Source organism: Variovorax gracilis (assembly GCF_030317115.1).
In the GTDB taxonomy this organism is placed as follows: domain Bacteria; phylum Pseudomonadota; class Gammaproteobacteria; order Burkholderiales; family Burkholderiaceae_C; genus Variovorax; species Variovorax gracilis.
Genome location: NZ_JASZYF010000002.1, coordinates 1 through 24,075, shown reverse-complemented (window position 1 = coordinate 24,075; position 24,075 = coordinate 1). Strand labels below are relative to the sequence as shown.

Below are 24,075 nucleotides of genomic sequence, written 5' to 3'. Positions count from 1 at the left end.
ATGGCAACACAATGGAGCCTATGCAGCAGCTTTACGTTCCCGGTCGCGACACCTTTCATTGGCTGGTGGTGATGGGCGTCTCCGGCTGCGGAAAATCCAGCCTGGGTGCAGCGCTGGCGCGCGAACTGGCGCTGCCGCTGATCGAAGGGGACGACTTCCATTCGCCCGAAAGCGTGAGCAAGATGCGCGCCGGCATTGCCCTGACCGATGCCGACCGGGCCGACTGGCTCGCCACCTTGGGTCGGGAACTGGCAAGTCACCCGGAAGGGGCGGTGCTCACCTGCTCGGCGCTCAAGCGCGACTATCGCGAGCGTCTCCGCGCCGCCGTGCCGGGGCTGCGCTTCGCGTTCCTGGCATTGACGCGCGAGGAGTCCGAGCGGCGGGTCGCGTCGCGGGCCGGTGCACACATGTTCCCGGCCAGCCTCGTTGCCAACCAGTTCGCGACGCTCGAATCGCCGGTGGGTGAGCCGGGTGTGCTGGAACTCGATGCGACAGCGCCGAGGGATGAACTCGTCGCGAAGACACGCACCTGGCTCGCCGAGGCCGCTCCGCCGGGCTAGGCCGCGGCGCGAAGCCCGAGTGCGTCGAACACCCGGATCGCCGCGTACGAATCGTTGGCCGCGTAGCGCAGTTGTGCGTCGGTGAGTTGCCGGTTGGCCCAGTTCGATGTCGTGGCCTTGCGCGACTTGACGAAACGCCGGTTGAACACCAGCGCCACCGCCGTCTTCACGCCGACCGACTTGCGGTAGCCGCGGCGGCGGAATTCGCTGTCGATATCGAATACGGCTTGCGGCTCGACGCCGAAGCGCTGGCGGATCAGGCCCAGATCGCTCGACAGGCCGAAACCCACTTTCGTGAGCTCCGTCGAAGCGAGCAAGGCGCCCAGCGCGCCGTGGAACTCCGTGCGATGCAGCTGGAACAGCCATGCCTCGTGGAGCGTCGCGAACTGGACCACGTGCGGGCCGCCGGAGACCTCGAACTTCGCGAAGGTGGGTTTCGATTCGGTGTCGAAGCCCACCACGCCGCTGGCGAGCAGCGCCTTCGTCGCGTCGTGCGCTTCCTGCGGCGTTGTGACGACCCGGATGTCCTGGAGCCCGAGGCCGTCGAAAGGTTCGAGCAGGGCGATCTGCTCGCGCTCGGGCAGCGGGGGGAGGGCTTGATTCATCAGGGGGTGGCCGATTCAGGCTCGCAGGATATGGCCGTGATGGGCCAGGTGATCGGCAATGAAGCTCTGGATGAAGTAGTAGCCGTGGTCGTAACCCTCGTGCCGCCGCAGGCTCAGCGGCTGGCCGGCTGCGAAGCACGCGGCCTCGAACAACTGCGGGTGCAACTGCTCGGCCAGGAATTTGTCGGCCAGGCCCTGGTCGACGAGGATGCCTTCCGGATAGGGCGCGACGACTTGCGACTGCATCAGCGCGCACGCATCGTGCGCGAGCCAGGCGCTGCGGTCGGTGCCCAGGTAGCCGCTGAATGCCTTCTCTCCCCACGGACACTGGGAAGGCGCGCAGATCGGTGCGAAGGCCGACAACGATTTGAAGCGTCCCGGATGCCGCAGCGCCAGCGTCAGCGCGCCATGGCCACCCATCGAGTGGCCGAAAATTCCGATGCGCTTCGCATCGATGGCAAAGGCTTGGGTGACGAGCGGGAGCAGTTCGTGGATCAGCCAGCTTTCCATGCGCCAGTGATCGGTCCAGGGCTCGGCCGTCGCGTCGAGATAGAAGCCGGCGCCGACGCCGAAGTCCCAACTCGACGTCGCGCCCGCGATCCCCTCGACCACCGGCCCCCGGGGGCTGGTGTCCGGAGCGATCAATGCAAGGCCCAGTTCGGCCGCGACTCGTTGCGCGCCTGCCTTCACCATGAAGGTTTCATCGTTGCACGTCAGGCCCGCGAGGTACATCAGGGCGGGCACCGGCCCGTGCTCGGCTTGCGGCGGCAGGTACACCGAGAAGCGCATCGGCAGGCCGATCTCGCGCGAGGCGTGTTCGTGGAAGCGTTGCACACCGCCGAAGCAGCGGTGTTGCGAAAGGGTCTTCAGGCTATCTGTCATGTCTTGAGGGCGGGTACGAGTTCGAGCACCGCATCCGCGAAAACGCGCGGTGCTTCCTGCGGCATGTTGTGGCCGACGCCGGGCACGATGCGATGCGAACGCGGTCCGTTGAAGCGGTGCGCATGGGCGGAGGCATCGGCCACCGGCCGCACGCCATCGTCTGCGCCGTCGAACGTGATGGTCGGTACGGTGATCGACGGTTGCGCGGCCAGACGCGCCTCGATGGCGGCATAGGCCGGGTCGCCCGGCACGAGGCCGAAACGGTGGCGGTACGAGTGGATCACGACCTCGACGAAATCCGGATGGTCGAAGGCCGACGCGCTGCGCTCGAAGGTCGAATCGTCGAACTTCCAGGTCGGCGACCAGAGCCGCCAGAGCAGCCGGGTGATGCCACGGCGGTTGGCCGCCAACCCGGCGCGTCCGCGCTCGTTGTGGAAGTAGTACTGGTACCAGAGCCGGTGCTCGTTCTCGGCGACCTCCGGCTCCATTGCCCTGGCGATGTTCTGGATGTTGTAGCTATTGAAGGAGACCAGCCCGGCGCAGCGTTCAGGCCAGAGTGCTGCCACCACGCAGGCGGCGCGGCCGCCCCAGTCGTAGCCGGCCAGCACCGCACGCGGGATCGCGAGAGCATCCAGCAGCGCAAGCAAGTCCGCCCCCAGCGCTGACTGTTCGCCGGAGCGCGGCGTCGCGTCGCTCAGGAAGCGCGTGGCACCGTAGCCGCGCAGGTACGGCACGATCACCCGGCATCCCGCATCGGCCAACATGGGCGCAACGTCGACGTAGCTGTGGATGTCGTATGGAAAGCCATGCATGAGCAGCACGGGCGGGCCGTCGGCCGGACCGGCCTCGAAGTAGGCGACTTCCAGCACGCCGGCCCGGATTGTGCGCAGTGCGTCCATGCGGGTCATGGCAGTTCCAGTTCTAGTACAGGACAACGCCGCGGATCGACTCGCCGCTCTTCATGAGATCGAAGCCCTTGTTGATGTCCTCCAGCGGCATCGTGTGGGTGATCAGGTCGTCGATGTTGATCTTGTTTTCCATGTACCAGTCGACGATCTTGGGCACGTCGGTGCGTCCGCGCGCGCCGCCGAAGGCCGAGCCTTCCCACTTGCGGCCGGTCACGAGCTGGAAGGGCCGGGTGCTGATTTCCGCACCGGCTTCGGCCACGCCGATGATGATGCTGCGGCCCCAGCCCTTGTGCGTGCACTCCAGCGCCTGGCGCATCACCTGCGTGTTGCCGATGCACTCGAAGCTGTAGTCGGCGCCGCCGTCGGTCAGTTGCACGATGGCATCCACCACGTTCGGCGTGTCCTTCGGGTTGATGAAGTGCGTCATGCCGAACTTGCGGGCCATCGCCTCGCGCGCCGGATTCAGGTCGACGCCGATGATCTTGTCCGCGCCCACCATCTTCGCGCCCTGGATCACGTTCAGGCCGATGCCGCCGAGACCGAACACGACCACGTTCGCACCGGCTTCGACCTTGGCCGTGAAGATCACGGCGCCAATGCCGGTGGTCACGCCGCAGCCGATGTAGCAGACCTTGTCGAAGGGCGCGTCCTCGCGGATCTTGGCCAGCGAGATCTCGGGGGCGACCGTGTAGTTGCTGAAGGTGCTCGTGCCCATGTAGTGGAAGATGGGCTTGCCGTCCAGGCTGAAACGGCTGCTGCCGTCGGGCATCAGGCCCTTGCCCTGGGTGCCGCGGATGAGTTGGCACAGGTTGGTCTTGCGCGAAAGGCAGAACTTGCACTGGCGGCATTCGGGCGTGTAGAGCGGGATGACGTGGTCGCCCTTCTTGAGGGTGGTCACGCCGGGGCCCACGTCGACCACGATCCCCGCGCCTTCATGGCCCAGGATGGCGGGGAAGATGCCTTCGGGGTCCGCGCCCGAAAGCGTGTAGTAGTCGGTGTGGCAGATCCCGGTGGCCTTGATTTCCACCAGCACTTCGCCGAAACGGGGGCCTTCGAGGTCCACGGTCTCGATGGTCAGGGGCGCGGCGGATTTCCAGGCGACGGCGGCTTTGGTTTTCATGGGTCCTAGGGGGTTCGATTCGGGAACCGGGCACTATAAGATGCCCGGCACAGGAGCGTCACGTCATGAAGAAAATCCTTGTCCTCAACGGCCCGAACCTCAACCTGCTCGGTACGCGCGAGCCCGCGCAATACGGCTACGAAACACTGGCCGACGTCGAGCGCATGTGCGCGGAAACGGGCGCGAAGATCGGCGTGGAAATCGAGTGCCGACAGTCCAACCACGAAGGCCAGCTCATCGACTGGATCCACGAGGCCGGTCGGGAGGTGGCGGCGGGCCGCATGTTCGGCGTGGTCATGAACCCCGGCGCCTACACGCACACGTCGGTCGCGCTGCACGACGCCATCAAGGGCGCGAGCGTGCCTTTGGTGGAACTGCACATCTCCAACGTGCATGCGCGCGAGGAGTTTCGGCACCATTCATTCATCTCGCCCGCGGCGCGCGGCATCATCGTCGGCTTCGGTGTGAAGGGCTATCCGCTCGCGATCGAGGCGCTGGTGCGCGTGAGCGAGTCGAAGTGAAGATCAAGTCCGTCCAGCCCTTCATCCTGCATGTGCCGGTCACCGGCAGCCAGATCGCCGACAGCACGCACAGCATCACGCATTGGGGTGTGGTCGGCGCGCAGGTCGAGACCGAAGACGGCCTCAAGGGCTACGGTTTCACCGGCACGCACGCGCATCTGCCCGGCGACCAGCTCATCACGCGGTGCATCGAGACCTGCCATGCGCCGCTGCTGGTCGGGGAGGATGCGAACGACGTGCATCGGCTTTGGTTGAAGCTCGCCCGCAACCCTGCGCTGCAGTGGATCGGCCGCGCCGGCATCACCACGCTGTCGCTCGCGGCGATCGACATCGCGCTCTGGGACCTGAAGGCCACGGCCGCCGGCGTTCCGCTCTGGAAGCTGCTCGGCGGCCAGGTCCGGCAGAAGGTTCGGGCCTACAACACCGACATCGGCTGGCTCAGCATCGCGGATGACAAGCTGGTCGAAGGTGCACGGCGTGCGGTGGACGAAGGCTTCACCGGCATCAAGATCAAGGTCGGCTCGAGCGTGGACCGCGACCTGCGCCGCCTCGAAGCCGTGCGAAAGGCGATCGGCCCGGAGGTCACGCTGGCGGTCGACGGCAACGGCAAGTGGAGCCTGGCGGATTGCCTGCGCTTCTGCCGCGGCGCGGAGGCGTCCGATGTGTTCTGGTTCGAGGAGCCGCTCTGGTACGACGACGTCAAGGGCCATGCGCAATTGGCACGCGCCACGCGCATTCCGGTGGCGCTCGGCGAGCAGCTCTATACAGCCGATGCGTTCTCGGAGTTCTTCGCGCAGCAGGCCATCCACTGGGTGCAGCCCGACGTGACGCGCATGGGCGGCATCACCGAGGTCCTGCAGGTCTGCGAGGCCGCGCACGCATTCCGCCTGCCCGTCGCGCCGCATGCAGGCGACATGAGCCAGGTCCACGTGCACCTGAGCTATGCCCATCCGGCCTGCGAGGTGCTGGAGTACATCCCCTGGATCAAGGCCTGCTTCACCGACCCGGCCGAGGTGGTGGACGGCCATTTCGCGCTGCCGCAAGAGCCCGGCGCGGGAACCACCCCGACCTCCGACGCCTGGCAGAAGTACCGCCAGGCCACCGCATGATGAGCGAGCGGGCAGGCTTGTTCGAAGGCGCGGATGGTGCCTTGCGCTGCCGCTGGTGCGAATCGACGCAGATCTATCGGGATTACCACGATAGCGAATGGGGCTTTCCGGTCACGGACGACCGGAGGCTTTTCGAGAAGCTGTGCCTCGAAGGCTTCCAGGCGGGGTTGAGTTGGCTGACGATCCTCAACAAGCGGGAGGCCTTCCGGCGCGGCTTTGCGCAGTTCGAGGCCGAGCGCGTAGCGCGCTTCGGCGCCGACGACATCGCGCGACTGCTCGCCGATGCGGGCATCGTGCGGCATCGCGGCAAGATCGAGTCGGCCATCAACAACGCGCAGCGTGTGCTCGAACTGCGCCAGGAATTCGGCTCCCTGGCTGCCTATGCGTGGCGCTTCGAACCTGAAGCAAGCTCGCGTCCGAAGCGGATCACGCACGAGGCCTTGCGCGCGATGACGACGTCGGCCGAGTCGGTGGCGATGTCCAAGGACTTGAAGAAGCGCGGCTGGAGCTTCGTCGGACCGACGACCGTCTATGCCTTCATGCAGGCCATGGGCCTGGTCAACGATCACATCGAGGGCTGCCACGCCCGCGAGCAGGCGCTGAAGGCACGCGCCAAGCTCAAGCTGCCACGCTGATTGCCCGGCTACGCAGCCTGCGGCCCCGGAACCTTGCGGTGGTTCACGCGGCCCTGGCTGTCGACGCTCTCCAGATGGACGTCGAAGCCCCACAGCCGCGCCACGTGCTTGAGCACTTCCTGCGAATCGTCGTGCAGCGGGCGGTTGTTGTGCTGCGTGTGGCGCAGGGTCAGCGACCGGTCGCCGCGCAGGTTGACGCTCCACACCTGGATGTTGGGCTCGCGGTGGTTGAGGTCGTACTGGCGCGACAGCGATTCACGCAACTGGCGGTAGCCGCTGTCGTCGTGGATGGCTGAAACCTCCAGTTCGGGCTCGCTTTCCTGGTCGCGCACCGCAAAAAAGCGGAAATCGCGCATCAGCTTGGGCGAAAGGAATTGGCCGATAAAGCTCTCGTCCTTGAAATTGCGCATGGCGTAGTCGAGCGAAGTCTGCCAGGGGGTGCCCGCCAGATCGGGGAACCAGCGCTTGTCTTCATCGGTCGGCTTTTCGCAAATGCGACGGAGATCCGTGTACATCGCGAATCCGAGGGCATAGGGATTGATGCCGCTGTAGGCGCGATGGCCGATCGGCGGCTGGTAGACGACGTTGGTGTGCGACTGTAGCCACTCCATCATGAAGCCGTCCGCCAGCAGGCCTTCGTCGTAGAGCGTATTGAGCAGGGTGTAGTGCCAGAAAGTGGCCCAACCCTCGTTCATCACCTGCGTCTGGCGCTGCGGGTAGAAGTACTGCCCGATTTTGCGCACGATACGCACCACTTCGCGTTGCCAGGGTTCCAACAATGGTGCATTTTTCTCGATGAAGTACAGCAGGTTCTCCTGCGGCTCCGCGGGAAAGCGCCTGGACGCCTCTTCCTCTTCGGCGCTCCGGCCGCTTCGCCGGGGCAGGGTGCGCCACAGGTCATTGACCTGCTGTTGCAGGTGGTGCTCGCGCTCCTCGCGGCGCGCCTGTTCCTGGCTGAGCGAAAGCCTTTGAGGTCGGCGGTAGCGATCCACGCCATGGTTCATCAGGGCGTGGCAGGAATCCAGCAGGTCCTCGACGGCGGACACACCGTGGCGCTCCTCGCACTCCGAGATGTAGTTCCGGGCATAGACCAGGTAGTCGATGATGGACGAGGCATCCGTCCACATCTTGAAGAGGTAGTTGCCCTTGAAGAAACTGTTGTGGCCGTAGGCAGCATGGGCAATCACCAGGGCCTGCATCGCCATGGTGTTTTCTTCCATGAGGTAGGCGATGCACGGATCGGAATTGATCACGATCTCATAGGCCAGGCCCATGTGGCCGCGGCGGTAGTTCTTCTCGGTGGCAATGAACTGCTTGCCGTAGGACCAGTGGCGGTAGATGACCGGCATGCCCACCGATGCGTAGGCGTCCATCATCTGCTCGGCCGTGATGATCTCCAGCTGGTTGGCGTAGGTGTCCAGCTTGTATCCGCGTGCCACGCGGGCGATCTCGCCGTGGTACTGCTCGATCAGTTCGAAAGTCCAGTCCGACGGGCTGGGCAAGGGGGTTCGGGTCTTCGCGTTCACGCCGGTCCTCTCTCTTTCTTGAACAGGTCGCGGAACACGGGGTAGATGTCCTGTGCATCGGCCACCTTGCGCATGGCAAAGTTCTTGTGCGAGCCGACCAGCTGGGTGTATTCCTCCCACATGTTCTGCTCGGCCTCGGCCACCTGTACATAAGCGTAGTAGCGCACCACCGGCAGCAGATGCTCGCTCAGGAGCTCACGGCAGCGGCCGCTGTCCTGGTGCCAGTTGTCGCCGTCGCTGGCCTGCGCTCCGTAGATGTTCCACTCGTTGCTCGGGTAGCGCGCACGGATGATTTCGTTCATCAAGGTGAGGGCGCTGGAGACCACGGTGCCACCGGTCTCGGTGGCATGGAAAAACTCTTCTTCGGTGACTTCGGCGGCCTGCGTGTGGTGGCGAATGAAAACGAGGTCGATCTTCTCGTAGTGCCGGGTCAGGAACATGTACAACAGCATGAAGAAGCGCTTGGACATGTCCTTGCGCGCCTCGTCCATCGAGCCGGAGACGTCCATCAGGCAGAACATCACCGCCTTGGCCGAAGGCACCGGCACCTTCACGCGGTTGCGGTAGCGCAGGTCGATGGGGTCGAGATACGGAATGCGCTTGGCCTTGCCGCGCAGTTCCTCGAGCCTCGCTTCGGTTTCGCGGATCTCGCGTTGCACCAGCGCATCTGCCGCGCGCGGGCTGCGCTGCAGATGCAGCAGGTGCGCCTCGAGTTCTCGGATCTCGCGCCGGGAGTCGCCGCCCAGCGCGATGCGCCGCGCCAGTGCGCCGCGCATCGAACGCACGACATGCAGGTTGCTCGGATTGCCGTCGCTGACGAAGCCCGCGCGATGGCTCTTCCATTCCGGCACTTCGGCCAACTGGGTGCGGATCAGGTGGGGCAGGGCAAGGTCCTCGAAAAAGACCCGCATGAACTCTTCCTTGGTCAGGCGGAAGACGAAATCGTCTTCGCCCCCTTCGCCGTCGCCGGCCTGCGAGCCGCTGCCCGATCCGCCGCCGCCTTGCGGCCGCTCGATGCGGTCGCCCTTGACGTACTCCTTGTTGCCCGGATGCACGTACTCGCGGTCGCCGCCCTGGCCATGGCCGAACACCGGCTCGGACACATCGCGCTTGGGCAGCGTGATGTCCTCGCCCTGTTCGAGGTCGCGGATGCCGCGGCCGCTGACGGCGCGGCGCACGGCATCACCGATCTGCTCGCGGTAACGCCGCAGGAAACGCTCGCGGTTGCCAATGGACTTGTTCTTGCCCGACAACCGGCGGTCGATGATCTGCTGCAGCATGGCCACGGCCGGAACTCCTTCAGCTCATCATGAGCTCTTGCGAACGCGCAAATACCACTCGCACAGCAGACGCACCTGTTTGGCGGTGTAACCCTTCTGCACCATGCGATTGACGAAGTCCTCGTGCTTCTTGAGCTCGTCGGCGCTGCTCTTGGCATTGAAACTGATGACAGGCAGCAGTTCCTCGGTGTTGGAGAACATCTTCTTCTCGATCACCGTGCGCAGCTTCTCGTAGCTGGTCCACAGCGGGTTCTTGCCCGCGTTGCCGGCTCGCGCGCGCAGCACGAAGTTCACGATCTCGTTACGGAAGTCCTTGGGGTTGCTGATCCCCGCGGGCTTCTCGATCTTCTCGAGTTCGGCATTGAGCGATCCGCGGTCGAAGACTTCGCCGGTGTCCTGGTCGCGGTACTCCTGGTCCTGGATCCAGTAGTCGGCGTAGGTCACGTAGCGGTCGAAGATGTTCTGCCCGTATTCGGAGTAGCTCTCGAGGTACGCCGTCTGGATCTCCTTGCCGATGAACTCCGCATAGCGCGGCGCCATCAGCTCCTTGATGTAGGACAGGTACTTCTGCTCCGTCTCGGGCGCAAACTGCTCGCGCTCGATCTGCTGCTCGAGCACATACATGAGGTGCACGGGGTTCGCCGCGACCTCGCTGCTGTCGAAGTTGAAGACCTTGGAGATGATCTTGAACGCAAAGCGCGTCGAAGTGCCGCTCATGCCCTCGTCGACGCCCGCGTAGTCGCGGTACTCCTGGATGGACTTGGCCTTGGGGTCCGTGTCCTTCAGGTTGTCGCCGTCGTAGACCTGCATCTTGCTGAAGATGCTGGAGTTCTCGGGCTCCTTGAGGCGCGTGAGCACCGAGAACTGCGCCATCATGCGCAGCGTGCCGGGTGCGCAGGGCGCTGCTGCAAGAGACGAATTGCGTACCAGCTTCTCGTAGATCTTGATCTCTTCGGAGACGCGCAGGCAGTACGGCACCTTGACGATGTAGATGCGGTCGAGGAAGGCCTCGTTGTTCTTGTTGTTGCGGAAGGCCTTCCACTCGCTCTCGTTGCTGTGTGCGAGCACGATGCCATCGAAGGGGATGGCACCGAAGCCTTCGGTGCCCTTGAAGTTGCCTTCCTGCGTGGCCGTCAGCAGAGGATGCAGCACCTTGATGGGTGCCTTGAACATTTCGACGAATTCCAGCAAGCCCTGGTTGGCCAGGCACAGGCCACCGGAATAGGCGTAGGCGTCGGGATCGTCCTGCGCGAAGTCCTCGAGCTTGCGGATGTCGATCTTGCCGACCAGCGAGGAGATGTCCTGGTTGTTCTCGTCACCCGGCTCGGTCTTGGCGACGGCAATCTGCCGCAACACCGAGGGGTAGCGCTTCACGACCTGGAACTTTCGGATGTCGCCGCCGAACTCCTCGAGGCGCTTCACGGCCCAGGGCGAGAGGATTCGCTGCAGGTAGCGGCGAGGGATGCCGTATTCCTTCTCGAGGATCTCGCCGTCTTCTGTCGCGTCGAAGAGCCCGAGCGGCGTTTCGTTGACCGGCGAACCCTTGATCGAATAGAAGGGCACGTGCTCCATCAACTGCTTGAGGCGCTCGGCGATCGAGCTCTTGCCGCCGCCGACCGGCCCCAGCAGATAGAGGATCTGCTTCTTCTCTTCCAGCCCTTGCGCACCATGCCGGAAGTACGAAACCACCTGCTCGATGGCGTCCTCCATGCCGTAGAACTCGCGGAAGGCCGGGTAGATCTTGATGACCTTGTTGGCGAAGATGCGCGACAGGCGAGGGTCGTTGCGCGTATCCACCAGTTCGGGTTCACCGATGGCTTCGAGCATACGTTCAGCCGCGGTGGCGTACGCCATGGGCTCCCGTTTGCAGATCTCAAGATATTCCTGCAGGGACAGGACCTCTTCGCGCGTACGCTCGTAACGAGCGGCGAAGTTGCTGATGACATCCATAGACACCTCCATCGAGTCAGCGGGGCGCTGCCCGGAGTTTCCGTGCTGCACACGTTGCATCGTTCGCAGGAATGGTGCCAGGTGATGTGTGCACGCTTTGGATCGACTCCTCAAGCAGGAACTTGGTTAAAGCATAGAACAAAGAACGCCTCCAGCAAATTGCTTTTCTTGCTTTTCCGTTAAGAACAACAAGAAGGTGAAAAAGTTCATGGGAATGGCTGCTGCGGTCGTCGAAACAATCACGAAGTCCTGGCGTGTCCGCCCGACCTGTCGATGGGAATCTTCGTGGGAGCGCGGAAGGCGACGCTGTCGGATTTCGTCATCTACACGTGTCCGTCTTTCCATATGGCTTCAATGTCTATTTCCGTGCCCAACGCCCATGGCTCGGCGAAGGCATACGGACAAACGCGCAAAGCGCGACAATCAACGTGAACTATTCCCAGGGCAGCGGCCGCGCGAAAAAAAAGCGGCCGTCGGGGCCGCCTTTTCTGCGCATTGCCTTAGTGCCTCCCGGGCATCGCTACTCGACCCTGCCGATCTTGCGCACCGCGTCGGTCATCGTGTTTGCGTCGGCGTTCCAGTACGTCTGGAATTCGGGTGCGTCGAGGTAGGCCAGGGGACTGCCTGCGCGCTCGATCACTTGCACCACGGCGGGGTCCGCGGCGACCTTGGCCGAGGCGGCGCGCAGCTTTCGCACGATGTCGTCCGGCGTGCCCGCGGGCACGAAAAGGCCCGACCACTGCGCGAACTTCACCTTGTAGCCGGCCTGTTCCAGGCTCGGCAAGTCCGGCAGCGCGGCCAGCGGCTTGTCGCCCCAATGCGCCAGCGCGCGAAGCTTGCCGGCCTTGATCTGCTGCACCACGGTGGACGGTCCGCTTGCCACGGCATCGACCTGCCCTGCGAGCAGGGCGACGATGGCGGGCCCTGCACCCGTGTAAGGGATGTGCGTCATCCGGAATCCGGCGGCGTTCTTCAGCATCTCCATCGGCACGTGCATCGTGCCGTAGTTGCCGGAACTTCCGTAGTTGTAAGTTCCGGGCTTGACGCGCGCATCGGCGACGAATTCCGACAAGGTCTTCCACGGCGCGTCGGCGCGCACCACCAGCACGGTCGGATCCGCGGTGAAGCGGGCGATCGGCTTGAACTGGTTCATCTGGTAGGCGGGCTTGCGTTCGAGGATCGCGTCGGCCTCGGGAAGGATCGAGATCGATGAAAGGCTCAGCAGCACCGTGTAGCCGTCCGCTGGCGCACGGGCGACGAAGCCGATGCCGACCGCGCCGCCTGCTCCGGCCTTGTTCTCGACGATCACCGCCTGTTTCAACTCGCGCGACAGCGATTCGGCGACCGGCCGCGCTACGGTGTCGGCAACGCCACCGGGAGGGAAGGGCACGATCATCGTGATTGGCTTCTCGGGCCAGCCACCCTGGGCCATCGCGGCTGTGGCGGCGCAGCACGCGGCCGCCAGGAGCGCGGCGCGCAGCAGCGCGCGTCGGGGTTGAAGCATGTGTTTGTCTCCTACGTATTCTTGGGCGCGTCGGCCTGGACGAACCGGTTTTCCAGGGTGCCGAGCCCGTCGATCTCGATGCGGACCACGTCGCCCGCCTTCAGCCACTGGGGCGGCGTCAGGCCCATGCCGACGCCGGCCGGCGTTCCGGTGGCGATCACGTCGCCCGGATGCAATGTGATACCGCGCGAACAGGTTTCGATCAGCGTCGGGATGTCGAAAATGAAGTCCGTGGTCTGTCCGTCCTGACGCAGCTCGCCGTTGACCCAGCAACGCACCCGGGTGCGCGTGCCATCCATCTCGTCGGCGGTCACGATCCACGGGCCCATCGGGCAGAACGTGTCGAAGGACTTGCCGAGGTCCCACTGCTGGTGGCGCATCTGTACGTCGCGCGCCGTAACGTCGTTGACGATGGTGTAGCCGAACACGTGCGACAGCGCATCCGCACGCGAGATGTTGCGGCCTCCTTTGCCGATCACCACGGCCAGCTCGGCTTCGTAGTCGATCTGTGCGGAAATGGATTCGCCGGGCAGGCGGACTTCGTCGTTGGGGCCGATCACGCACTCGGGCACCTTGGTGAACACGATGGGCCACGCGTCCACCTTCGCTGCGTTGTTCTTGAAAACCGAAGCCGAAAGCTCTTTCGCGTGCGCGTGGTAATTGCGACCCACGCAGAATATGTTGCGGCGCGGCATGGGCAGCGGCGCCTCCAGCCTGACGTCGCCGAGCTGCACCGTCTCACCGGTCGAGGGCAGTTGCGTGGCGCCCGATGCGCGTTCCTCGATCAGCGACAGTACGCCGCGCCGGGATCGGGGAGCGTCGATCTGCAGCGCCGTGACCGTCGCGCCGTCCGGCGAAACGAGGCCCACCTGCCTTCGGCCTTGATATTGGTATGTTGCAATGCGCAAAATGATCTCCTGAATGTCGACCAAATGCTACCAATCCGATACCAAGTGCACAATAGAAGTTGCGCGCGGGCCGATTGATACGATCGGACCACCGACCTCAACCCATCCATTCTTGCAACTGTGCAAAGTGCCCTGACTCTCCGGGAAGCCATTCTCGAGAACCTCCAATCGCGTGCGTGGCGAGCAGGCCACCGCCTGCCGACGGAGCGCGAGCTGAGCGGGCAGTTCGGGCTCAGCCGGTCGACCGTTCGCCGCGTTCTCTCGGAGCTGAAGGGCAGGGGGCTCATCACGCAGACGGTGGGCAGCGGCACCTACGTCAGCGAAGAAGTGGCGCACGCGCTGGCGAACATCAGCCACGGCGGCGCGCCTCTTGCGACCAGCCCGGCGGAACTGATGAGCGCGCGCCTCGTGCTGGAGCCCGCGATCATCGCAATGGTCGTCGGCAATGCCACCCACGCCGACTTCGACCGAATGGAGAACTGCTGCGAGAGGGGCGAGGCGGCGGAGACCATCGAAGAGTTCGAGCTTTGGGATGGAAAGCTGCACGAGGCCATCGCCGATGCCGCGCACAACACTTTCATCTCGGCCGTTTTCCAGCGCATGAACGAGGCGCGGGCGCAAAGCGAGTGGGGCATGCTCAAGCGCAGGAGCGCCACGCCCGAACGTCGCCTGGACTACCAGCGTGAACATCGCGAACTCGTCGCGGCCCTGAAGGACCGCGACGGCGCCCGGGCCAACGAACTCTGTATCGGACACCTCACGCACGTGCGGCGCAATCTGCTCGGGTACTGACCCTTGGCCGGGCGTTGCGGACAAACCCGGCCCCGCATTGACCGGGCCGGCGGCGCTCGCTATATTGGTCCGCGATTGGCATCGGTGCATACCAATTCATACCAATCGTCGCGATACCGGACGGCGATCCGCCCCCACCGCCTTGGAGACAACCGTGAAGACAGCGTCTGCCCGAAGTCTGCGTCCGAACCGTCGGTGGTGGGCCGCTGCCTTGCTGGCAGTCATGGCGCCGTGGGTCGCTGCGCAGGACTACCCATCGCACCCGGTCCGGGTTGTCGTGCCTTTTGCCGCCGGCGGTCCCGCCGACGTGTACGCGCGCTTCATCGCCACACGCCTGCAGGAGTCGCTCGGCCAGGGATTCGTTGTTGACAACCGGCCTGGCGCCGGATCGGTGATCGGCACCGACGCCGTGGCAAAGAGCCCGCCGGATGGCTACACGCTGCTGCTGATGTCGAACGCGCACACGGTCAATGAGTCTCTGATCCCGAACAAGCCTTTCCAACTCATGCGCGATTTCGTGCCGGTCGCTGCCATCAACTACTCGGACCTGGTACTCGTCACGAGAAGCGGGCTGCCGGTCGACAATCTGGGCCAGTTGATCGCGCTTGCCAGGTCGAAGCCCGGAGGGCTTTCCTACGCGTCTTCCGGGCCGGGCACGCCGTACCACATGGCCGGTGAACTCTTCAAGGCGATGGCGGGCGTCTCGATCCTGCACATTCCCTATCGGGGAAGCGCCGGCGCCCGCACCGACGTGCTGGGCGGGCAGGTCGACATGATGTTCGACGCCGTGCCCACCATGACGGAGCACGTCCGCAGCGGCAAGGTCAAGGCCATGGCAACCACTGGCCTGTCGCGCTCCGCGGTGATGCCCGATGTGCCGACGGTCAACGAAGCCGGGGTGCCCAAGTACGAAGCCACGATCTGGCTCGGCCTGATGGCGCCCAAAGGCACGCCCGCCGCGATCGTCGATCGGTTGAACGCCGAAGTCGTGAAAATCGTCTCCAACCCCGAGGTGGTCCGCGCCTGGAAGGCGCAGGGCGCGACGCCGCTGACCATGAACGTCGCTGATTTCACGCGCTACATGAACGAAGACATCGACAAGTGGGCGCGCATCGTGAAGATCTCGGGCGCAAAGGCCGACCAATGAACATTCTTTGCGCTGGCGCCGCACAGGGCTTGGTCAAGGCCCTGCAGGGCGTGTTCCTCGAACTGACCGGTGCCAAGGTCGAAGGCCGTTTCGGCGCCGTCGGCGCGATGAAGGAGGCACTGATCGCAGGCGAGCCCTGCGACGTGATGATCGTCACCGAGGCCATGGTCTCTTCATTGCAATCCGACGGGCGCCTCGTGCCGGGTTCGGAAGCTGCCCTCGGCCGAGTGCGCACCGGCCTGGCGGTCCGCGCCGGCGATCCGTTGCCTGCGATTGCCACGCCCGACGATCTGAAGGCCGCTCTGCTCGCCGCCGGTTCGATCTACTTGCCGGACACGCAGCGCTCGACCGCCGGCATCCACTTCGCTTCCATGCTCGTCGAGCTTGGGATCGCCGAGGCAGTCGCTTCGCGCCTGCGCGCCTTTCCGAACGGCGCCACGGCCATGCGGGAACTCGCCGCCGAGCGCCGCGCCGGCGCGATCGGCTGCACGCAGATCACCGAGATCAAGTACACGCCGGGTGTCGAGCTGGTGGGGTCGCTGCCCGAGGGTTTTGAGCTCGCCACCACCTATTCGGCGGCAGTCGGCGCCTCGGCCCGCCAGCCGGACCTGGCCCGGCGCTTCGTCGAACTGATCGCGGGCCCCAGGTCACGCTGCCTGCGGGAGCAGGGCGGCTTCGAATTCACGGCGTCCGTGCCATCGGTCGGGCGCCTTTCTGGCTGATCCGGTGTGGCATCCAAGCCCAAGGCCGGCGAAGCCAGCCCGTTCGTGAAACACCGCGGAGCCGGCTCCGCCGGGCCGCCGGTGTTGCCCCCCGGCAGGGGGTAGGCGAAGCGACACGAAGTGCGCGTAGCCTGGGGGCGAGCCCCATCTAACTGAAGAACTCCTTGGCCTTGTCGAACCAGCCCTTGTCCGTGGGGCTGTGCTTCTCGCCACCCTTCTTGAGCGACTCGTCGAGTTCCTTCAGCAGCTTGCGCTGGTGCTCGGTCAGCTTGACCGGCGTTTCCACGCGCACGTGGCAGTACAGGTCACCCGGGTAGCTCGAGCGAACGCCCTTGATCCCCTTGCCGCGCAGCCGGAATTGCTTGCCGCTCTGGGTGCCGTCGGGAATATCGATCGCTGCCGCGCCCTTGAGCGTCGGCACGTTGATCTCGCCACCCAGCGCTGCGGTCGTGACGCTGACCGGCACCACGCAGTGCAGGTCGTCGCCGTCACGCTCGAACAGATCGTGCTTCTTGAGGCGGATCTCTATATAGAGGTCGCCCGGCGGGCCGCCATTGGTGCCGGGCTCGCCGTTGCCGGTGCTGCGGATGCGCATGCCGTCGTCGATGCCGGCCGGGATCTTCACTTCCAGCGTCTTGTTGTTCTTGATCTTTCCCTGGCCGTGGCAGGTGGTGCACGGTTCCGGAATGATCTTGCCCGTGCCATGGCAGGTCGGGCAGGTCTGCTGCACGCTGAAGAAGCCCTGGCGCATCTGGACCGCGCCCTGGCCATGGCAGGTGGTGCAGGTGATCGGCTTGGTGCCGGGCTTGGCGCCCGTACCCTTGCAGGTGCCGCAATCGTCCCAACTCGGGATGCGGATCTGTGCATCCTTGCCTTCGGCTGCTTCCTCGAGGGTGACCTCCATCGCGTAGCTCAGGTCGCTGCCGCGGAACACCTGGCGCCCGCCGCCCTGGCGGCCGCCTCGCTGGCCGAACACATCGCCGAAGATGTCGCCGAAGGCTTCCGCGAAGCCGCCGAAGCCTTCTGCGCCCGGGCCGCCGCGCATGTTGGGGTCGACCCCCGCGTGGCCGTACTGGTCGTAGGCCGCGCGCTTCTGCGAGTCCGACAGCATCTCGTAGGCTTCCTTGACCTCCTTGAACTTGGACTCGGCTTCCTTGCTGGAGTCCCCGTGGTTGCGGTCAGGGTGGTGCTTCATCGCCATCTTGCGATAAGCCTTCTTGATTTCCTCCTCGCTCGCGTTCTTGGGAACGCCGAGGGTTTCGTAATAGTCGCGTTTGGTAGCCATGGTCGAGGGTCGGTGGCGGAATCGTTTTCAGGAAGCGGAAAAGGCTGGACCACCTTGCAGCGGGTCCAGCCTCGTGTCAGGGCGTGAAAATCAGCCCTTCTTCACTTCCTTCACTTCGGCGTCGACCACGTTGTCGTCCGCCGGAGCACTTGCAGCTTCCGGGCCAGCGCCAGCCGCGCCGCCCGCCGCGCCTGCCGCGGCCTGCGCGTCGGCGTACATCTTCTCGCCGAGCTTCTGGCTGGCGCTCATCAGCGTGTTGGTCTTTTCCTCGATCGAGGCCTTGTCTTCACCCTTCAGGGCTTCTTCGACGTCCTTGATCGCGGCTTCGATCTTTTCCTTCTCGCCGGCATCCAGGCTCGCACCGTGTTCGCCGAGCGACTTCTTCACGCTGTGGACCATGGCTTCGCCCTGGTTGCGGGCCTGGGCCAGCTCGACCTTTTTCTTGTCCTCGGCCGCGTTGAGCTCGGCGTCCTTCACCATCTTCTGGATCTCGTCTTCGGACAGGCCCGAGTTCGCCTTGATGGTGATCTTGTTTTCCTTGCCGGTGCCCTTGTCCTTGGCGCCGACGTGCAGGATGCCGTTGGCGTCGATGTCGAAGCTCACCTCGATCTGCGGCGTCCCGCGCGAGGCCGGCGGAATGCCTTCGAGGTTGAACTCGCCGAGCAGCTTGTTGCCCGATGCGATCTCGCGCTCGCCCTGGAACACCTTGATCGTCACTGCCGGCTGGTTGTCCTCGGCGGTCGAGAAGGTCTGCGCGAACTTCGTCGGGATCGTGGTGTTCTTCGTGATCATCTTGGTCATCACGCCACCCATGGTCTCGATGCCGAGCGACAGGGGGGTCACGTCGAGCAACAGCACGTCCTTGCGGTCGCCGGAGAGCACCTGGCCCTGGATGGCGGCGCCGACAGCCACGGCTTCATCGGGGTTCACGTCCTTGCGCGGTTCCTTGCCGAAGAATTCCTTGACCTTGTCCTGCACCTTGGGCATGCGGGTCATGCCGCCGACCAGGATCACGTCGCTGATGTCCGAGACGCTCACGCCGGCATCCTTGATGGCGGTGCGGCAGGGCGCGATGGTGCGTTCGATCAACTCGTCGACCAGGCTTTCGAGCTTGGCGCGGGTGAGCTTGATGTTCAGGTGCTTCGGGCCCGATGCGTCGGCCGTGATGTACGGCAGGTTGATGTCGGTCGCCGCGCTGTTCGACAGCTCGATCTTGGCCTTCTCGGCCGCTTCCTTCAGGCGCTGCAGCGCGAGCACGTCCTTGCTCAGGTCGACGCCCTGATCCTTCTTGAACTCGGAAATGATGTAGTCGATGATGCGCTGGTCGAAGTCCTCGCCGCCGAGGAAGGTGTCGCCGTTGGTCGAGAGCACTTCGAACTGCTTTTCGCCGTCCACGTCTGCGATCTCGATGATCGAGATGTCGAAGGTGCCGCCGCCGAGGTCATACACGGCGATCTTGCGGTCGGCCTTGTCGTGCTTGTCGAGGCCGAAGGCCAGCGCAGCCGCGGTGGGCTCGTTGATGATGCGCTTGACGTCCAGGCCCGCGATGCGGCCGGCGTCCTTGGTGGCCTGGCGTTGGCTGTCGTTGAAGTAGGCCGGCACGGTGATCACCGCTTCGGTCACGGGCTCGCCGAGATAGTCCTCGGCGGTCTTCTTCATCTTGCGCAGGATTTCGGCGCTGATCTGCTGGGGAGCGAGCTTCTTGCTGCGCACTTCGACCCAGGCGTCGCCGTTGTCGGCCTTGGTGATCGTGTAGGGCATCAGGTCGATGTCCTTCTGCACTTCCTTTTCCTCGAACTTGCGGCCGATCAGGCGCTTGACCGCGTAGATCGTGTTCTTGGGGTTGGTCACCGCCTGGCGCTTGGCCGAGGCGCCGACCAGAACTTCGCCGTCTTCCTGGTAGGCCACGATCGAGGGCGTCGTACGGGCGCCTTCCGAGTTCTCGATCACACGCGTGGTGTTGCCTTCCATGATCGACACGCACGAGTTGGTGGTGCCGAGGTCGATGCCGATGATTTTGGCCATGTTTTTGCTCCTGGGATCTGAAATGAGGTTGTTGTGAACTTGTGGATAACCCGGTTCGATTCAAGGGATGAAACGGGGATTTCCTGTGGGTTTCTTGTTTGTTCTCAGCTCGGGCTGCTGACGGTCACTAGAGCGGGACGGAGGATCCGGTCGGCGATCGTGTAGCCCTTCTGCAGCACGCTGGCGATGGTGTTGGGCTCCTGCCCGGGCACCGGCACCACGGAGATCGCCTGGTGCAGGTGCGGATCGAACTTGCTGCCGGCCGGCGGAGCGATCTCGATGACCTTGTTGCGCTCCAGTGCGCTCTTGAGCTGGCGCAGGGTGGCTTCGGTGCCTTCGCGCAGATGCTCCGACGTGGCGTCCTGCACCGACAGGCCCGCCTCCAGGCTGTCCAACACGGGCAGCAGGCTTTCGGCGAAACCTTCGATCGCGAACTTGCGGCCCTTGGAAACTTCCTCGTCCGCGCGGCGGCGCGCGTTCTGCACATCGGCCTGCGCGCGGAGGAACTGGTCGGCCAGTTCGGCGTTCTTGGCTTGCAGCGCGGCGATTTCGGCCTGGGCAGCGGCAAGCGCGTCGGCTTCATTCGCGGCCTGGGCTGCCTCCAGCTCTTCCGGGCTGGGCTCGCCCTGCAGGGTCTGTGGATTTTCTTGAAGGTTTTTCGGGTCAGTCATGCTCAAAAAGCCGGCGGCCATGCCGGAAAACGGGTGAAAACGAACAATAGGCAGCCATTTGAGGCCTGCCCCGGGGTTTTCAAGGCAAAAAAATGCGCCGGTGAGGGCGCATTTCGGGAGCGGCGGGAGATCCGGTCTCGTCAGTGCGCGTCCAGCAATTCGACGTCGAACTTCAGGGTCGCATTCGGGGGGATCACGCCGCCAGCGCCGCGCGCACCGTAGCCAAGGGAAGCCGGGATGATCAGGGTGCGCTTGCCGCCGATCTTCATGCCGGCGACGCCTTCGTCCCAGCCCTTGATGACCTGGCCGGCGCCGAGCGAGAAGGCAAAGGGATCGTTGCGGTCGCGACTCGAATCGAACTTGGCGCCCTGCACGCCGTCGTTGAAGAGCCAGCCGGTGTAGTGCACATGCACGTGGTGGCCGGGCTTGGCTTCGGCGCCGTCGCCGACCGTGGTGTCTTCGTATTGCAGGCCGGAGGGAGTGGTGGGCATGGAGCGCTCCTTAGGGAATGGGGAAGGAAACCGCGCAGTTTAACTAGGCTGCGTGACCGGCCCCCGGCGCAAGGTGCCGCCGTTTCAGTTCGGGGCGGCGGACGGCGGTGTCTTCTTGACCTGGCTCTGCTGCCACTTGCCGGCGAAGGCCTGCAGGTCGGACAAGCGCTTCAGCAGGTCCTGCCCGCTGAGCGTCAGGCTGTAGCCGTCGGTGCCGTGGTTCACGAGGCCCGCTTCGCGAAGTTCCTTGATGCGGGTGTTGAGCGTGTTGGGCGTGATGTTGCCGACGCTGTCCTGCAGCAACCGAAAGGTCTGGGCGTGGCCGTCCCGCAGGGCCCAGAGGACGCGCAGCGCGTAGCGGGCTTCCAGCAGCGCAAGCAATTGGCTGATGGCTGCGTTTTCCTTGCTACTCATCGACTTCATCTCCTCGGGACCGGCGGCTTGTTCTTCGTGATTGGCTCGTGACCACTCGAAACGGCCGGGGACTATAGCCCAGAAGAGCTGTTGCTACAAGTTTTATAGCTGTAAGTGCAAGCCGGCTGCGGGTTGCAGCCGCGCACTCAGCGCGTCGGGTAGTTGGCCATGGCTTCGCCGAGCCGAACCGGGCGGGCCGGTGCCCATGCCGGATTGAAGTCCAGCGGCGGAGGAGGAAAGAGCATCACGACCGTCGAGCCGAGCAGGAAGCGGCCCATCTCGTCGCCTTGCCGGAGCGCGATCTGCTGGTCGTCGTAGCGCCATTCGCGCACTTCGCCGCCGCGAGGCGGATTCACGACGCCGTGCCACACCGTCGCCATGCTGCCGACGATGGTCGCGCCCACGAGCACCAGCACGAACGGACCCGCCGGCGATTCGAACACGCACACCACGCGCTCGTTGCGTGCGAAGAGTCCAGGCACGCCTCGGGCGGTGGTCGGGTTCACGGAGAAGAGGTCGCCCGGCACGTAGATCATCCGCATCAGCCGACCGTCGCAGGGCATGTGGATGCGGTGGTAGTCCCTGGGGCTCAGGTAGAGAGTCGCAAAGCTGCCGTGCTCGAACTGGGCGGCCAGCGCCGCATCGCCGCCGACCAGGGCGGTGGTCGAGTAGTGGTGACGCTTCGCCTGGAAGATCTGGTCGCCTTCGATGGGGCCGAACTGGCTGATTGCGCCATCGACTGGCGACACCAGATCGGATTGCGCCAGCGGACGCGCCCCCGGCTTCAACGCGCGCGTGAAGAACTCGTTGAAGCTCGGGTAGCTCGCGATGTCGCTGTCGAGCGCCTCGTCCATGTTGACGTCGTACTTCGCGACGAAGCGCCGGATGATCCAGGTGGTGACGGCGCCGCGCTCCTTGCCCGCGACCCAGCCGGCGAAAGAGGTCAGCGCCTGCTTGGGAAACAGGTACTGCGGCAGGACGGGGAGGCGATCGGACAAGGGTCTACCCAATAAAAGCGGTGGGCGATTCTATCGACCGCCTTCCGCGCGTTTCGCAGGACGAGACCTACTCCGCCTTGATGTTGGCGGCCTTGATCACTTGCGCCCATTTGTCGACTTCCGCCTTCTGGAAGGCGGCGATTTGCGCCGTGGTCATGTCGGCGGGCTCCATCCCGAACCCCTTGAGCTTTTCCTGCATGTCCGGCTGGGCCAGGATCGTCCGGATCTCCTTGTGCAGCCGGTCGACGATGGGCGACGGCGTGCCGGCCGGCACAAAGATCGCCTGCCAGGACACGACCTCGAAATCCTTGAGTCCCGGTACGCCCGATTCGGCGACCGTCGGCACATCCGGCATCGATGCCAGCCGCTTGCCGGAGGTCACGGCGATCGCGCGCAGCTTGCCGCTCTGGATGTGCGGCCCCGCCACCACGGTGGTGTCGAACATCATGTCGACCTGGCCGCCGATCACGTCCTGGATCGCCGGGCCGCTGCCCTTGTAGGGAATGTGCGTGAACTTGACGCCCGACTTGTAGGCCAGCAGTTCGAGCGCCAGGTGCTGCGAGGTGCCGGTGCCGGCGGAGGCCGAAGAAAGGCCGCCCGGCTTGGCCTTGCTGGCCTCGAGCACGTCCTTGAGGGTCTTGAACGGGCTCGCCTGGTTGACCACCAGAACGACGGGATTGGTCCCGATCAGCGTGACCGGTGCGAAGGACTTCTGCGGGTCGTAGCCGATCTTGGGATAGAGGCTGACGTTGATCGCGTGCGAGCTGATCGTGCCGCCCAGCATCGTGTAGCCGTCGGGTGCGGCGCGCGATGCGATCTCGGAGCCGACGCTGCCCCCGGCGCCACCCTTGTTGTCAATGACGACCGTGGTGCCCAGCACCGGGCCGAGCTTCTGGCCGATCAGCCTGCCCAGCACGTCGGTGGTGCCGCCGGCCGGAAAGGGGACCAGGTAGGTAATCGTCTTGCCCGTGGGCCATTGACCCTGCGCGAGAGCGGGCAGCGTCGGGAGGCCTCCGGCGAGAGAGGCGAGCGCGGCTTGGATGATTGTGCGGCGTTGCATTGGTTTGTCTCCGTTGAGAAGTGGGTGCCGCGCTTCTTGTCGTTGCGTCGCGGCCTTCGGAACTCAGGGCATGTACTGCCCGCCGTTCACTTCGATGATCTGCCCCGTCACATAGCCCGACAGCTGCGCCGAAGCGAGGTAGAGGAAGGCGCCGACGCAATCGTCCGGCTCGCCGATGCGCGCCATCGGGATGGCGGCCTTGAACGATTCGAGCATCTGCGGAGTGGAGAAGCGGTCGTGGAAGGGCGTCTGGATCACGCCGGGTGCCACGGCATTGACGCGGATGTTGTCGGTCGCGAGTTCCTTGGCGAGGCCGTGCGTCGCGGTGCTGACGAAGCCCTTCGCGCCCGCGTACAGGTACGCGCCCGGTCCGCCGCCGTTGCGCGCGGCGATGGACGACACATTGATGATGCTGCCGCCTTGCCCTCGCTTGCGCATGAGCGGCACGACCTCACGGCAGAACGCCAGCACCGAGCGTGCGTTGACGTGCATCACTTCGTCGAACACAGCGTCGTCGAATTCGGCGATCGGCAGCCGCTTGACCAGGCTGCCCGCGTTGTTGACGAGCACGTCGATGCCGCCAAGCCGCTCGTTGGCTTCAGCCACGACACGCCGGATCGCCCCGCTGTCGCGCACGTCCGCCTGCAGTGCAAACGCGTCGCCGCCGGCAGCCTGGATCGTCGCGACCACCTGGTTGGCGGCGTCCGCAGAACTGTTGTAGTGCACCGCCACGCGCATGCCGCGCCGGGCGTAGCCGATGGCGACGGCGGCGCCGATGCCCGTGCTTGCGCCGGTGACGAGCGCGCTGCGGCCCTTGAGGTCTTCCATGTCTCGTTCTCCTTCAGGTGACGGGGGCGGGATTGAACAGCACCAGCGCGTTGTGCAGCTTCCAGTGCTCGGCCCAGGTCTTCTTGCGGCCGCTCGCCACGTCGAGCATCAGCTGGAACATTTCCCAGCCGACG

At 64.8% G+C, this 24,075-nt stretch carries 25 protein-coding genes; 7 read left to right on the top strand and 18 right to left on the bottom strand.

All coding sequences use genetic code 11. The features are described 5' to 3' along the window. The first annotated feature begins 20 nt into the window (after positions 1-20). Positions 21-560 carry a gluconokinase gene (locus QTH97_RS05700; protein WP_286567134.1) on the top strand — a complete coding sequence of 180 codons (540 nt, stop codon included), beginning with the start codon at positions 21-23 and terminating at the stop codon, positions 558-560. On the opposite strand, the gene QTH97_RS05695 is transcribed toward QTH97_RS05700, so the two are convergent. The 4 genes from QTH97_RS05695 to QTH97_RS05680 are packed head-to-tail and all read right to left on the bottom strand — an operon-like array spanning position 557 to position 4,075. Beyond that, positions 557-1,165, bottom strand: coding sequence for a 3'-5' exonuclease (locus QTH97_RS05695; RefSeq protein ID WP_286567133.1), 609 nt, complete (start codon positions 1,163-1,165; stop codon positions 557-559). The two genes, QTH97_RS05700 and QTH97_RS05695, sit on opposite strands and share 4 nt — an antisense overlap. A gap of 15 nt (positions 1,166-1,180) precedes the next feature. Next, positions 1,181-2,047, bottom strand: coding sequence for an S-formylglutathione hydrolase (fghA, locus tag QTH97_RS05690; RefSeq protein ID WP_286567132.1), 867 nt, complete (start codon positions 2,045-2,047; stop codon positions 1,181-1,183). Next, positions 2,044-2,955 carry an alpha/beta fold hydrolase gene (locus QTH97_RS05685; protein WP_286567131.1) on the bottom strand — a complete coding sequence of 304 codons (912 nt, stop codon included), beginning with the start codon at positions 2,953-2,955 and terminating at the stop codon, positions 2,044-2,046. The genes fghA and QTH97_RS05685 overlap by 4 nt, the downstream gene beginning before the upstream one ends. 13 nt (positions 2,956-2,968) lie before the next feature. Further along, positions 2,969-4,075, bottom strand: a complete 1,107-nt coding sequence (locus tag QTH97_RS05680) for an S-(hydroxymethyl)glutathione dehydrogenase/class III alcohol dehydrogenase (protein ID WP_286567130.1) — start codon at positions 4,073-4,075, stop codon at positions 2,969-2,971. A gap of 65 nt (positions 4,076-4,140) precedes the next feature. Here QTH97_RS05680 and aroQ point away from each other — a divergent pair, with 65 nt between their 5' ends. Genes aroQ through QTH97_RS05665 form a run of 3 tightly spaced genes read left to right on the top strand, consistent with a single transcriptional unit; the run spans position 4,141 to position 6,340 of the window. Beyond that, positions 4,141-4,596, top strand: coding sequence for a type II 3-dehydroquinate dehydratase (gene aroQ / locus QTH97_RS05675; RefSeq protein WP_286567129.1), 456 nt, complete (start codon positions 4,141-4,143; stop codon positions 4,594-4,596). Continuing rightward, positions 4,593-5,705 carry a mandelate racemase/muconate lactonizing enzyme family protein gene (locus QTH97_RS05670; protein ID WP_286567128.1) on the top strand — a complete coding sequence of 371 codons (1,113 nt, stop codon included), beginning with the start codon at positions 4,593-4,595 and terminating at the stop codon, positions 5,703-5,705. The genes aroQ and QTH97_RS05670 overlap by 4 nt, the downstream gene beginning before the upstream one ends. Beyond that, positions 5,702-6,340 carry a DNA-3-methyladenine glycosylase I gene (locus QTH97_RS05665; RefSeq protein WP_286567127.1) on the top strand — a complete coding sequence of 213 codons (639 nt, stop codon included), beginning with the start codon at positions 5,702-5,704 and terminating at the stop codon, positions 6,338-6,340. The genes QTH97_RS05670 and QTH97_RS05665 overlap by 4 nt, the downstream gene beginning before the upstream one ends. A gap of 8 nt (positions 6,341-6,348) precedes the next feature. Here the strand turns inward: QTH97_RS05665 and QTH97_RS05660 are convergent, their stop codons facing one another. The 5 genes from QTH97_RS05660 to QTH97_RS05640 all read right to left on the bottom strand — a co-directional run bounded on the left by QTH97_RS05660 (position 6,349) and on the right by QTH97_RS05640 (position 13,508). Then, the gene (locus QTH97_RS05660) at positions 6,349-7,977 is read right to left on the bottom strand and encodes a SpoVR family protein (protein ID WP_444813397.1); all 1,629 of its coding nucleotides are present in this window, start codon (positions 7,975-7,977) and stop codon (positions 6,349-6,351) included. Beyond that, positions 7,863-9,146, bottom strand: coding sequence for a YeaH/YhbH family protein (locus tag QTH97_RS05655; protein ID WP_444813396.1), 1,284 nt, complete (start codon positions 9,144-9,146; stop codon positions 7,863-7,865). Before QTH97_RS05655 ends, QTH97_RS05660 begins: the two co-directional genes overlap by 115 nt. A 27-nt stretch (positions 9,147-9,173) precedes the next feature. Beyond that, positions 9,174-11,096, bottom strand: a complete 1,923-nt coding sequence (locus tag QTH97_RS05650; RefSeq protein WP_286567124.1) for a PrkA family serine protein kinase — start codon at positions 11,094-11,096, stop codon at positions 9,174-9,176. A gap of 520 nt (positions 11,097-11,616) precedes the next feature. Then, positions 11,617-12,600 carry a tripartite tricarboxylate transporter substrate binding protein gene (locus tag QTH97_RS05645; protein WP_286567123.1) on the bottom strand — a complete coding sequence of 328 codons (984 nt, stop codon included), beginning with the start codon at positions 12,598-12,600 and terminating at the stop codon, positions 11,617-11,619. 11 nt (positions 12,601-12,611) lie between these two features. Then, entirely contained in the window at positions 12,612-13,508 is an 897-nt protein-coding gene (locus QTH97_RS05640; RefSeq protein ID WP_286567538.1) for a fumarylacetoacetate hydrolase family protein, read from the bottom strand. Positions 13,509-13,628: 120 nt separating this feature from the next. Between QTH97_RS05640 and QTH97_RS05635 the strand changes: the two genes are divergently transcribed. The 3 genes from QTH97_RS05635 to QTH97_RS05625 all read left to right on the top strand — a co-directional run bounded on the left by QTH97_RS05635 (position 13,629) and on the right by QTH97_RS05625 (position 16,169). After that, positions 13,629-14,300 carry a FadR/GntR family transcriptional regulator gene (locus QTH97_RS05635; protein ID WP_286567122.1) on the top strand — a complete coding sequence of 224 codons (672 nt, stop codon included), beginning with the start codon at positions 13,629-13,631 and terminating at the stop codon, positions 14,298-14,300. A gap of 154 nt (positions 14,301-14,454) precedes the next feature. Continuing rightward, a complete protein-coding gene (locus QTH97_RS05630) occupies positions 14,455-15,447 on the top strand; it encodes a tripartite tricarboxylate transporter substrate binding protein (protein ID WP_353655621.1) in 993 nt (330 codons plus the stop codon). Next, positions 15,444-16,169 carry a molybdate ABC transporter substrate-binding protein gene (locus QTH97_RS05625; protein ID WP_286567121.1) on the top strand — a complete coding sequence of 242 codons (726 nt, stop codon included), beginning with the start codon at positions 15,444-15,446 and terminating at the stop codon, positions 16,167-16,169. Before QTH97_RS05630 ends, QTH97_RS05625 begins: the two co-directional genes overlap by 4 nt. A gap of 148 nt (positions 16,170-16,317) precedes the next feature. Here QTH97_RS05625 and dnaJ read toward each other — a convergent pair whose 3' ends face one another. The 9 genes from dnaJ to QTH97_RS05580 form a co-directional block, all read right to left on the bottom strand. Next, positions 16,318-17,454, bottom strand: coding sequence for a molecular chaperone DnaJ (dnaJ, locus tag QTH97_RS05620; protein ID WP_286567120.1), 1,137 nt, complete (start codon positions 17,452-17,454; stop codon positions 16,318-16,320). 90 nt (positions 17,455-17,544) lie between these two features. Next, positions 17,545-19,503, bottom strand: coding sequence for a molecular chaperone DnaK (gene dnaK, locus QTH97_RS05615; protein WP_286567535.1), 1,959 nt, complete (start codon positions 19,501-19,503; stop codon positions 17,545-17,547). Between the two features lie 80 nt (positions 19,504-19,583). Further along, on the bottom strand, positions 19,584-20,150 hold the full coding sequence (grpE, locus tag QTH97_RS05610) for a nucleotide exchange factor GrpE (protein WP_286567119.1): 567 nt from the start codon (positions 20,148-20,150) through the stop codon (positions 19,584-19,586). 140 nt (positions 20,151-20,290) lie between these two features. Then, complete coding sequence (locus QTH97_RS05605; RefSeq protein ID WP_286567118.1) at positions 20,291-20,641, bottom strand: FKBP-type peptidyl-prolyl cis-trans isomerase; 351 nt, start codon at positions 20,639-20,641, stop codon at positions 20,291-20,293. An 84-nt stretch (positions 20,642-20,725) separates the two neighbouring features. Next, positions 20,726-21,055: a winged helix-turn-helix transcriptional regulator gene (locus QTH97_RS05600; protein ID WP_286567117.1), complete on the bottom strand. Its 330-nt coding sequence runs from the start codon at positions 21,053-21,055 to the stop codon at positions 20,726-20,728. A 146-nt stretch (positions 21,056-21,201) separates the two neighbouring features. After that, on the bottom strand, positions 21,202-22,053 hold the full coding sequence (asd, locus tag QTH97_RS05595; RefSeq protein ID WP_286567116.1) for an archaetidylserine decarboxylase: 852 nt from the start codon (positions 22,051-22,053) through the stop codon (positions 21,202-21,204). A 67-nt stretch (positions 22,054-22,120) separates the two neighbouring features. After that, positions 22,121-23,113 (bottom strand): Bug family tripartite tricarboxylate transporter substrate binding protein, encoded by a 993-nt coding sequence (locus tag QTH97_RS05590; RefSeq protein ID WP_286567115.1) that lies wholly within the window; start codon positions 23,111-23,113, stop codon positions 22,121-22,123. 63 nt (positions 23,114-23,176) lie between these two features. After that, entirely contained in the window at positions 23,177-23,941 is a 765-nt protein-coding gene (locus tag QTH97_RS05585) for an SDR family NAD(P)-dependent oxidoreductase (protein WP_286567114.1), read from the bottom strand. A gap of 13 nt (positions 23,942-23,954) precedes the next feature. Further along, a partial coding sequence (locus QTH97_RS05580; protein ID WP_286567534.1) for a UxaA family hydrolase occupies positions 23,955-24,075 on the bottom strand: 121 nt, incomplete at its 5' end.